Annotated in this window: 5 protein-coding genes; all 5 read left to right on the forward strand. The window is 70.8% G+C overall.

What is annotated here, in order from left to right; genetic code table 11:
• Positions 1 to 4 precede the first annotated feature (4 nt).
• The 5 genes from ACIPWA_RS01055 (at position 5) to ACIPWA_RS01075 (ending at position 11,789) form a co-directional block, all read left to right on the forward strand.
• The gene (locus ACIPWA_RS01055; RefSeq protein ID WP_068707621.1) at positions 5 to 1,570 is read left to right on the forward strand and encodes an NADH-quinone oxidoreductase subunit M; all 1,566 of its coding nucleotides are present in this window, start codon (positions 5 to 7) and stop codon (positions 1,568 to 1,570) included.
• A complete protein-coding gene (nuoN, locus tag ACIPWA_RS01060; protein ID WP_400287786.1) occupies positions 1,567 to 3,378 on the forward strand; it encodes an NADH-quinone oxidoreductase subunit NuoN in 1,812 nt (603 codons plus the stop codon). Before ACIPWA_RS01055 ends, nuoN begins: the two co-directional genes overlap by 4 nt.
• On the forward strand, positions 3,375 to 4,397 hold the full coding sequence (locus ACIPWA_RS01065) for a polyprenyl synthetase family protein (protein WP_068707625.1): 1,023 nt from the start codon (positions 3,375 to 3,377) through the stop codon (positions 4,395 to 4,397). The genes nuoN and ACIPWA_RS01065 overlap by 4 nt, the downstream gene beginning before the upstream one ends.
• Before the next feature lie 344 nt (positions 4,398 to 4,741).
• Positions 4,742 to 10,756, forward strand: a complete 6,015-nt coding sequence (locus ACIPWA_RS01070; protein WP_400287787.1) for an Ig-like domain-containing protein — start codon at positions 4,742 to 4,744, stop codon at positions 10,754 to 10,756.
• Between the two features lie 58 nt (positions 10,757 to 10,814).
• Positions 10,815 to 11,789 (forward strand): AAA family ATPase, encoded by a 975-nt coding sequence (locus tag ACIPWA_RS01075; protein WP_191804585.1) that lies wholly within the window; start codon positions 10,815 to 10,817, stop codon positions 11,787 to 11,789.
• Position 11,790 lies beyond the last annotated feature (1 nt).

Raw genomic sequence — 11,790 nt, forward strand, 5'->3', positions numbered from 1 at the left:
ACCGATGACCACCGAGATTCCCTGGCTGACACTTCTGATCGTCCTGCCGCTCGTCGGTGCGGCCGCGGTCTGGGGGCTGGGCGCGACCTCCGCGCGCAAGCACCTGCGAACCGTCGCGGTCGTCTTCGCGCTCGCCGAGCTCGTGCTGCTCGGGCTGACGATCAGCGCGTTCGACACGGCGGACGCGGGCACGTTCCAGCTCACCGAGACGCACGCGTGGATCCCGCAGCTCGGCGTGAGCTACGCGGTCGGCGCGGACGGCGTCGCGCTCCTGCTGGTCGGGCTCGCGGTGCTGCTGGTCCCGCTCGTGGTGCTCGCGGCCTGGCGCGAGCAGGACGGCGACCTCGCCAAGCTCCGCCACTACCTGGGCCTGGTGCTGCTCCTCGAGGCGTTCATGGTCGCGGTCTTCGTGGCCCGCGACGTGTTCTTCTTCTACGTCCTGTTCGAGGCCATGCTCATCCCGGTCTACTTCATGATCGGCGGGTTCGGGGGCGGGGCGCAGCGGCGGTACGCGGCCGTGAAGTTCCTGCTCTTCTCGCTCGCGGGCGGGCTCGTCATGCTCGTCGGGGTCATCGCGCTCTACCTCAACGGGCCGGGCGGGGAGCAGGGCTTCCTGACCCAGACCCTGGTCGACGACCTGGCGGCGAACCCGCTGCCCGTGAGCACCGAGCGGCTGCTGTTCCTCGCGTTCTTCCTCGCCTTCGCGATCAAGGCGCCGCTCTTCCCGGTCCACACCTGGCTGCCCGACGCCGCCGAGCACGCCCCCGCGGGCACGTCGACGCTGCTCGTGGGCGTCCTGGACAAGGTCGGCACGTTCGGCATGCTGACGCTGTGCCTGCCGCTGTTCCCGAACGCGAGCCGCTGGGCCGCGCCCGTGATCGTGGTTCTGGCGGTGGTCTCGATCCTCTACGGCGCACTCATGGCGATCGGCCAGACCGACGTCATGCGGCTCATCGCCTACACGTCGGTGTCCCACTTCGGGTTCATCGTCCTGGGGATCTTCTCGTTCACGTCGCTCAGCATCTCCGGTGCGTCGTTCTACATGTTCAACCACGGCATCTCGACCGGGGCGCTCTTCCTCCTGGCGGGCTTCCTGATCGCGCGGCACCCGACCCGCTCCCAGCGCCTGACCGACTACGGCGGCCTCCAACGGGTCACCCCGGTCCTGGCGGGGACGTTCCTCGTGGCCGGCCTCTCGGCGCTCTCGCTGCCGGGCCTGTCGACGTTCGTCTCCGAGATCATGGTCCTCGTCGGGACCTTCTCGCGCAGCCACCCGGCGGCGCTCGTGGCGGTCGTGGGCGTGGTCCTCGCGGCGCTGTACGTGCTGCTGACCTACCAGAAGGTCTTCACGGGCCGGACGCCCGACGCCCTGACAGGGACCGCGGACCTGGGAGCTCGTGAGAAGTGGGTCGTCGCGCCCCTGATCGTGGCCCTGCTGGTCCTCGGCTTCTACCCGGCGCCGGCCCTCGACCTGGTGCGCGAGCCCGCGCAGGCGACCATGACGGCCGTCGGGCTCGAGGATCCCGCCCCGAACCCCGAACTCCTCAGCGTTGAAGGGAGCGACTCGTGAGCACCGCAGCCGCCTTCGTGGCCCCCACGATCGACTGGGCCTACCTCGTCCCCGTGATCGTCGTCCTGGGGGCCGGTGTCCTGGGCGTCCTGGTCGAGGCCTTCGTGCCGGACCGGCACCGCCGCGCGGTCCAGGTCGTCCTGGCCCTGGGTGCCCTCGTCGGAGCCCTCGCGACGATCGTCCTGCTCTGGGACGACGTGCAGGAGCTCAACGGCATCCAGGTGCTGGGCGGGTCGCTCGTGATCGACCCGTTCGGCCTGGCGCTCCAGGGGATCGTCGTGGTCCTCGCGCTGCTGGCCACGCTCGTGATCGCCGACCGCACCTCGACCGGGCAGGACGCGTTCGCGCCCACGGCAGCTGCCGTGCCCGGCTCGGCGTACGAGGACCTCGCGCGCCGCCGTGGCCTCGAGCAGACCGAGGTCTTCCCGCTCGTGCTGTTCGCGGTGGGCGGCATGATGATCTTCCCGGCCACGGGCGACCTGCTGACGATGTTCGTCGCGCTCGAGGTGCTCTCCCTGCCCCTGTACGTGCTCACGGCGCTCGCGCGCCGTCGTCGGCTCCTGTCGCAGGAGGCCTCGTTCAAGTACTTCCTGCTGGGGGCCTTCGCGTCGGCGATCTTCATCTTCGGCGTGGCGCTCGTCTACGGCTTCGCGGGCTCGGTGCGGCTCGCCGAGGTGCGCGCGGCCCTGCTGAACGGCGGCGGGCTCGACGGCATGACGGGCCTGGTGCTCCTGGGCCTGGTCATGGTGCTCGCGGGCCTGCTCTTCAAGATCGGTGCGGCCCCGTTCCACTCGTGGACCCCCGACGTCTACCAGGGCGCCCCGACGCCCATCACGGGCTTCATGGCGGCCTGCACCAAGGCGGCCGCGTTCGGTGCGCTGGTGCGCGTCCTCTACCTGATCGGCTCGGCGCTCCCGCCGGACCTCCAGGAGAAGCTCGTGGTCGCGCTGTGGGTCGTCGCGATCCTCACCATGGTCGTGGGGTCGGTCATCGGTGTGATCCAGACCGACATGAAGCGCCTGCTCGCGTACTCGTCGATCGCCCACGCAGGCTTCCTCCTGGTGGCGCTCGTGGGCTTCGGCGAGCTGAGCGGGTTCGGCGTCCGGGCCGTGGTGTTCTACCTGCTCGCGTACGGTCTGGCGACCGTGGGGGCCTTCGCGGTCGTGACGCTCGTGCGTGAGCGGTCGCCGCAGCCTCAGGCCGCCGTGGAGAGCCCGGTGCTCGCCGCGGTGGGTTCTGGCGGGACGGCAGGGTCCGCGGCCGGGGGAGCGGGGCCTGCGGCCGGGGGAGCGGGGGGCCTCCCCGCGCCCGACAGCGGAGCGATCCTCGGCGAGGCCACGCACCTGACCGAGTGGGCCGGGCTGGGCAAGCGCAGCCCGTGGCTCGCGGGGGCGTTCGCCCTGTTCCTGCTCTCGATGGCCGGCATCCCGCTGACCGCGGGCTTCATCGCGAAGTTCACGGCGTTCGGTGCCGCTGTCGCGGTGGGGGCCTGGCCGCTCGCCCTGATCGGTGTCCTGGCCTCGGCGGTCTCGGTGTTCTTCTACGTGCGGATCATCGTGCTCATGTTCTTCACGCCGTCGCCGTCGAGCGTCGCCGGCGGGGCCGAGCAGGAGAGCCCGGAGAACGCGGACGGGGGTCCCGCGGCGACCTCTGCCGTGGCCGCGCTCGCGACACGCGTGACGGTCGTCCGGTCCGAGGGATTCACCACGGTCGCGATCGTGATCTGCGTGACAGGAGTCGTCCTTCTCGGCGTTTTGCCCTCCTCGGTTCTCGATCTTGCCCTCGAGGCGGCTAAGTTCAGACCGTGACCACAGTGCCACCCGTCTCAGCGACGGCGATCCCCCTGACCGATCCGGAGCTCTCCGCGACGCTCACCGCACGCCTTGCGACCGTCGAGGCGCGCCTGGGCGACGCCGTCGCGCACTCCGACGGGCTCGCGGACACCGCGTCCCGCCACCTCGTGAACGCCGGCGGAAAGCGCCTGCGCCCGCTCCTCGCACTGCTGTGCGCGGAGCTGGGCGACGGTGCGCGCCCGGAGGTGGTGGAGGCGGCCGTCGTCGTCGAGCTCACCCACCTGGCCTCGCTCTACCACGACGACGTGATGGACTCCGCGCCCGTGCGGCGCGGGGCTCCCTCTGCACACGCCGTGTGGGGCAACTCCGTCGCGATCCTCATCGGTGACCTGCTCTTCGCCCGCGCGGCGTCGACGGTCGCCGCGCTGGGTCCGGAGGCCGTGCTCATCCAGGCACGGACCTTCGAGCGGTTGTGCCTCGGCCAGCTGCACGAGACGACGGGGCCCTCGGAGAACGACGACCCCGTTGAGCACTACCTCGAGGTCCTCGCGGACAAGACCGCGTCGCTGCTCTCGACCTCGGCTCGCCTGGGCGCGATGTTCGGCGGGTGCGACCAGTCGGTCGTCGAGGTCGTCGCGGAGTACGGCGAGAAGCTGGGCGTCGCTTTCCAGCTCGCCGACGACGTGCTCGACCTCGCGTCCTCGGGCGAGCAGTCCGGCAAGACGCCCGGTACGGACCTCCGTGAGAAGGTGCCGACCATGCCCGCCCTGCTGCTGCGCGCCCGCGTGAGCGGCGGCAAGGGCACCGCCGCGGACGTGGCGATCGTCGACCTGCTCGACTCGGACCTGTCCGGGGACGAGGAGCTCGCCTCGGCCGTCGCCGCGCTGCGTGCTCACGAGGTCCTGGCGGAGACCCGTGCGCTCGCCGTGGGCTGGGCCCGTGCGGCGATCGCCGAGCTCGACCCGCTGCCCGCGGGCCCGGTCAAGGACGCGCTCGTCTCGTTCGCCCAGGCGCTCGCCGACCGCGCGGCCTGATACCGCCGGAGGGCGGCGCCGGGGGACCTCACGGTCCCCGGCGCCGCCCTCCGCCGTACCAGGTGAATCTCGGCCGCCGGGGCCATGCTCGCGGGGTCGCGGGACGGTGTCCCTGGCCTGCGAGGATGCGACTCGCAGCATTGCTGCCAGTAGCGCCAGGGGGAGTTCTCCCCATCCACTGGATGCTGATGACGTGACGTCTTGTGGTTATCCTTCTACCCGCGACGGGTAGGGGCACCTGGCAGGAAGGGCTCTGGGGACACCTGGTTGCAGCACTCAGCATCCTCGGAGGATCTGTGACCTTCCTTTCCCGTCTGTACGACAGGCGTCGCTCCGTCGCATCCGTGAGCACGGTGTCCATCTTCTCGACCGCGCTGGTCGCTTTCGCGATCACGTACGACGGTCAGGCCACCGCCGACGTGGAGCTCAACGACTCCGGCGTGTGGGTGACCCGGACCTCGGGCGGTGCGCTGGGGCGGTTCAACTTCGAGTCCCAGGCTCTGGACGGGTCGCTGCTGGCGTCGTCGGCCTCGTTCGACGTGCTGCAGAACGCGGGCAAGGTGCTGCTCGTCGACGACGGCGCCGGGTCCGCGAGCCCCGTCGACGTGGCGCGGCTGAAGCTCGACGGGACGGTGCGTCCGCCGACGGGTGCGAAGGTCGCTCTGGGAGGCTCCACCGTGGCCGTCCTCGACGGCGAGGAGGGCCTGCTGTGGGTGGTCCCGTTCGCGGGGGTCGCCTCGTTCGACGCGGAGAACCTCGAGCCGACGGCCGAGGTCGGCGGCGAGGGGGTCGTCCAGGTCTCCCAGGACGGCACGGTGTACGCCGTGGTCCCGGCCACGGGTGAGATGACCAAGGTCACGACGACGGCGACGGGTGCCGTCGAGGAGGTCACCTCGTCCAAGGTGCCGGTCGGCAAGGGTGACGAGGTCGAGGTGACGACGGTGGGGTCGGAGCCGGTCGTGCTCAACCGCACGCAGGCGCAGCTGGTCCTGCCTGGTGGCAAGACGGTGGCGCTCGAGGGTGCGTCGGACGCGCGCCTGCAGCAGCCGGGGGTCAAGACCGCGGACGTCGCGGTCGCCACGAGCACGGGCCTGGTCCTGGCGCCTCTGGGCGGCGGGGACGCCGTGACGCGTGCGGCGTCCGGTCTGCCGGCGGCTCCGGTGCAGCTCGGCGGGTGCACCTACGGTGCGTGGTCCCAGTCGGGCCAGGTCATCCGTGACTGCGCGGGGACGGACCTGGACATCGACAAGCGCCTCGACGGGGTGGATCCGCAGAACCGCTTGGAGTACAGGGTCAACCGCAAGGCGATCGTGCTCAACGACCTGTCGGCGGGCACGCTGTGGATGGCGGCCGACGAGTACGAGAAGGTCGACGACTGGGAGCTGGTGCTCCCCGAGCAGGCGGAGGGCGAGGAGTCCGAGGCGGACCTGAGCACCCCGGAGCAGGTCGACCAGTTCGTGCTCGACCGTTCTCAGCCCAACCAGCCGCCGCTGCCGGTCGACGACACGTTCGGCGTGCGCCCGGGGCGTACGACCCTGCTGCCGGTGCTGGGCAACGACGTCGACCCTGACGGGGACGTGATGACAGCTACCCTCGCGGGCGAGGGGCCGCGCGGCGCGCAGGTGCAGACGGTGCTGGGAGGCGCGGCGCTCCAGGCCGTCGTCCCGGCGGACGCCGAGGCGGGGACGTCCGCGTTCCGGTACTCGGTGTCCGACGGCCGTGGCGGGGTCGCCGAGGCCGGTGTCGAGCTGAAGGTCTCGCCGTGGGGCGAGAACGCCGCGCCTGAGCAGACGGGCGAGCCGGTGCTGGTCGTGGAGTCCGGCAAGACCGCCGAGATCAAGGTCCTGCCGTTCTTCCGGGACCCGGACGGTGACGACCTGTACCTCGCGGCGGCATCGGTGACGTCGGCCGGCGACGAGGTGCGTTCGCGCCCGGACGGCACGGTCGAGTTCCGTGACGGCGGCGGGTCGACGGGCCGCAAGATCGTCAAGATCATGGTGGCCGACGGCCAGGGCGAGGTCTTCGAGGGCGTGCTGAACGTGGACGTGTCGGGGGCCGGGCAGCTCGCGCCGGTCGCGGTCGCGGACCACGTGGTCGTGCCGGCGGGGCAGCCCGTGACGGTCGAGCCGTTGCTGAACGACTACGACGCCAACGGTGACGAGCTGCGTCTGGTCGATGTGACGCAGTCCGCCCCCGCGCAGATCACGCCGAACTTCGATGCGGGGACGTTCCAGTTCTTCTCGAACGAGCCGCGCTCGTACGACCTGACGTACCAGGTCTCGGACGGTCCCAACGCGACGACGGGGCTGGTGCGTGTGGATGTGCTGCCGGCCTCGGCGGCCGAGGGCCCCCCGATCGTCGTCTCGGACACCGCGTTGCTGCCTTCCGGGGGCAAGACGCTGGTGGACGTCCTGGCCAACGACACCGATCCTGCGGGCGGGGTGCTCGTGGTGCAGTCGGTGAGCGTGCCGGAGAACGCGGGGGTCTCGGTCGCGGTGCTGGCGCACCAGATGCTGCGGATCACCGAGATCCGCCGGTTGGACGCCCCGGTGACGATCGAGTACACGGTCTCCAACGGGACGCAGACCACGACCGGGCAGGTGCGGGTCATCCCGGTCCCGGCGCCGGTCAAGCTCCAGCCGCCGAACGCGGCCGCGGACGAGGCGACCGTGCGGGTGGGCGACGTGGTCACCATCCCCGTGCTGAAGAACGACACGCACCCCGACGGCCTGGAGCTCTTCCTGCAGGACGAGCTCGAGCAGGGCGTGGCGCCCGAGCAGGGGGAGATCTTCGCGTCCGAGGGGCAGCTGCGGTTCAAGGCCGGCCCCGAGGCCGGCACGGCGTACGCGATCTACCGGGTCCGGGACAAGAACGGTCAGGAGGACTCGGCGCAGGTCACGATCCACATCCGGGACGGTGAGGAGAACTCTCCTCCGCAGCCGCTGCCCGTGCAGATGCGTGTGCTGTCCGGTGCCAGCGTGCGGGTCGCGGTGCCGTTGGACGGGATCGACCCCGACGGCGACTCGGTCCAGCTGACCGGGATCGGGTCCTCACCGACCAAGGGGACCGCGAAGGTCGAGGACGGGTACCTCGTCTACACCGCGTCCAAGGACGCGACCGGGTCGGACACGTTCACGTACTCGGTCCAGGACGCACGGGGTGAGATCGCGGTGGGTACGGTCCAGGTCGGGATCTCACGGCCGCCGGCGGCCAACCAGCCGCCGGTCGCGATCGACGACGTGGTCACGGTCCGCCCTGACCGCACGGTCTCGGTGGCCGCTCTGGCGAACGACACCGACCCCGACGGGGACCAGATCGCGTTGCGCCCCGCGGGCCTGGAGGCTCCCAAGGAGCTCGACGCGGAGGTCGTGCAGGACCGGGTCGTCCTGACGAGCCCTGCCGAGGCGGGGGCGACGTCGTTCTACTACGGGATCGAGGACGCGTTCGGTGCCCGGGCTGCGGCCTCGATCACGGTGAACGTGGACCAGGACGCGCCGTTGCTGGCGCCGATCGCGCGTGACGACTCGGTCCCGATGGGCTCGATCCTGGGCAGGACGAGCGTCAAGGTCGCGGTCCTGGACAACGACGAGGACCCCGACGGCGCAGCGTCCGAGCTCACGGTCACGACCCAGACGCTGGGCGTCACGGTGTCCTCGGACGGAGTGCTGACCGTGCCCCTGACCCAGGAGCGGCAGGTCATCACCTACACCGTGACCGATGTCGACGGACTCACGTCCAAGGCGTTCGTGAAGGTACCGGGTCTGACCGAGCAGATCCCGCAGCTGCGCCCGGGGATCGCGCCGCTCGAGGTCCACGCAGGCGAGTCCTTGCCCGTGGACATCGCCGACTACGTCCTGGTCCTTGAAGGGCGCACCCCGCGCCTGACCGAGGAGTCGAGGATCTCGGCCCTGGAGGGGACGGTCGCCGTCACCGATGCCACGAACCTGACCTATACCCCTCGGGTGGACTACGCCGGACCCTCAGCCCTGTCGTTCGAGGTCACCGACGGCACGGGTCCGGACGACCCCGAGGGGCACAAGGCCCTGCTCACGCTGCCGATCATGGTCCTGGCGCCCAAGAACCTCCCACCGGTCCTGTCGGCATCCAACGTCGACGTCGCTGCCGGCGACGAGGCGACCGTGGACCTGGCACGCTTCGCGACGGACCCCGACGGCGACCCCGTGACGTTCACCGCGGGCGCCGCCCCGGCAGGGATCGCGGTCGCGATCAGCGGTACGACCGCGACGGTCCGGGCCACTCCTGAGATCGCCAAGGGCACCGTGCTCAACGTCCCGATCTCCGTGACCGACGCCGAGCACCCACCGGTCGAGGGCACCTTGGCCGTCAAGGTCGTCGCCTCGACCCGTCCGCTGGCCAAGGCCAACGAGGACACCGTCGACAAGGCGCACCAGGGCAAGGACGTGCCGGTCAAGGTCCTGACCAACGACTCCAACCCCTTCCCCGAGACCCCGCTCAAGGTCGTCGACGCCCTGGTCGAGACGGGCAACGGCTCGGCGACGGTCTCCGGAGACCAGGTCGTGGTCACCCCGGACAAGACGTTCGTCGGGGTCATGGTCGTGCGCTACCGCATCCAGGACGCCACGAACGACGCCGACCGCCAGGTCGAGGGACGCATCCAGGTCACCGTCCAAGGACGCCCCGAGACTCCGGCCAGGCCCACGGTCGAAGAGGTTCGCTCCAAGACCGTCGTCCTGACCTGGGACCCGCCCGTCAACAACGGTGCCGAGATCACCGGCTACACCGTCAAGTCGACCAACGGTTATACCAAGGCGTGCGCGACCACCACCTGCACCCTGGACGGCCTGACCAACAACGTCATCTACAACTTCACCGTCATCGCGACCAACGAGGTCGGTGACTCCGACCCGTCGGCGCCCTCCGAGGACGCCCGACCCGACGAGAAGCCCAACCCCCCCGCCCCGCCCACGCTCGAGTTCGGCGACACCTCGATCAAGCTCACCTGGGTCAACGAGACCTACACCGACCGCTCCCCGATCGACTGCGTCAACATCCGCATCTCCGGACCGGGTGGAGGAACGGATCGCCCGTGCGTGACCGGCACCTCGTACGAATGGACCGGGCTGCAGAACGGCGGCTCCTACACCTTCGAGATCCAGGCCGAGAACGCCGCCCCCGACCCGTCCGAGTGGTCAGGGGCCTCAGCACCCGAGATCCCGGCCGGCAGGCCTGCCGCTCCGGCGAAGCCCAGCGCGACGCGTACGTCGCTCGGAGCCTCGTCGCAGATGAGCGTGGTGTGGTCGGCGCCGGACGACAACGGTGGACCGATCACGGGCTACACGGTCGAGGCGCTGCGCGGAGGGGCCGTCGTCTCGTCGACCAAGGCCACCGCGACGACGGCCACGATGAGCGTGCCCGCGGACAGCACCGACTACACGTTCCGGGTCAAGGCGCACAACAAGGCCACGGACAAGTTCGGCGAGGCCGACTTCAGCCCCGAGTCGAACCCGCAGCGTGCGTTCGCGGCACCTGGAGCCGTGTCGGGTCTGACGGCCACGGCCACCGGTGCCAACGGGACGGTGCAGCTCGCCTTCGCCAACGTGACGGCCGCCGGGGCACGTGACGGCGAGATCAGCTACGAGTGGAGCCAGAACGGCAGCTCGGGCTGGTCCGCCCTGGGGGCGAACAAGGTCGTCAGCGGCCTGAACAACGGGACGGGCTACGACTTCTACGTCCGCGCCGTGGTCAAGGCCGACGGTGGACGGGGGGACGGTCCGGCCTCGAACAGGGCCTCCGCGAACCCGTACGGTCCCATCCCGGCGCCCAGCGTGAGCGCCTCGGGAGGGAACCAGACGGTCGGCTTCAGCTGGAGCACCTCGGGCAACGGGCGCAACTACACGACCACGGTCACGGGGGCCGTCTCGAGCGGAGCCGCGAGCGGGAGCGTCAACGTCCCGGCGGGCTACTCCGACCGCAAGGAGATCTGCGTCACGGTCAAGGACACCGAGGGGCAGACCGCCTCGAGGTGTGCCGCTGCGACCTCGGCCGCCAAGCCGGCCAGGGACATGTGGACCGAGCGCGGCAGCCGGGTGAGCAACAACGACTGCAACGACCCCGCGTGCGCCTACCTCGTGCTCCGCATCCGCAACGCGGAGCCCAACACGCCGTTCACCACCCAGTGCTGGTCGAGCTACGGCGGGAACCACTGGTTCAGCCCCTCGAGCGGCGGATTCTCCAGCACCGCACTCAACGGCGCGTCGCAGCGGACCGACGCGAACGGCAACTGGGACGGCACCATGTGGTGCTTCCACGGGAACGCCGGGACGACGATCTGGGTCAAGACGAACGTCTGGGGCGACTCCAGAGCGGCGATCTGGTGACCCCCCGCAGGACCTGCGCCCTACCGACAGCACGACCGAGACCACGAGGAACCTCCCGATGACCACCATGACCCCCGAGCAGGCCGCCTGGTTCGCTCAGACCTTCGACCGTCTGGTCACCAACGTGGGCCAGGCCGTGCTGGGCAAGTCGCACGTCGTGCGCCTGGTCCTCACGTGCATGCTCTCCGAGGGCCACATCCTCCTCGAGGACGCGCCGGGCACGGGCAAGACCTCCCTGGCCCGCGCACTCGCCGCGAGCGTCCAGGGCACGCAGAACCGCATCCAGTTCACGCCGGACCTGCTGCCCTCGGACGTCACGGGCGTGACGATCTACGACCAGAAGACCGCAAAGTTCGAGTTCCACCAGGGGCCGATCTTCGCGTCGATCGTCCTCGCGGACGAGATCAACCGTGCCTCGCCCAAGACGCAGTCCGCGCTCCTGGAGGTCATGGAGGAGGGGCAGATCACGGTCGACGGCGTGACCCACTCGGTGGGCCGGCCGTTCATGGTCATCGCGACCCAGAACCCGATCGAGCAGGCCGGCACCTACCGCCTGCCCGAGGCGCAGCTCGACCGCTTCCTCATGAAGACCTCGCTCGGGTACCCCGACCACGCGGCCACGGTCGAGATCCTGCAGGGTGCCTCGGTGCGTGACCGCAGCGCGACCCTCCAGGCCCTCATCACGACGCAGGCCGTCGCGGAGATGGCCGACCTCGCCGCGGGTGTCCACGTCGACGGCGCCGTGCTCGAGTACATCTCGCGCCTCGCCGAGGAGACCCGCAACGCGGCCGAGTGCCGCGTCGGGGTCTCGGTGCGTGGGGCGCTCGCCCTCGTCCGGTGCGCCAAGGTGTGGGCAGCGGCGCACGGTCGCAACTACGTCCTGCCGGACGACATCAAGGAGCTCGCACAGCCCGCCTGGGCGCACCGTCTCGTGCTCGACCCCGAGGCCGAGTTCGCCGGGGCGACCAACGAGGGCGTGCTCGCGCGCCTCCTGGCCGACGTCGCGGCACCGCAGGAACGCCGGTCGGCCTGAC

It is taken from the genome of Oerskovia enterophila (assembly GCF_044748475.1).
GTDB lineage: Bacteria > Actinomycetota > Actinomycetes > Actinomycetales > Cellulomonadaceae > Oerskovia > Oerskovia enterophila.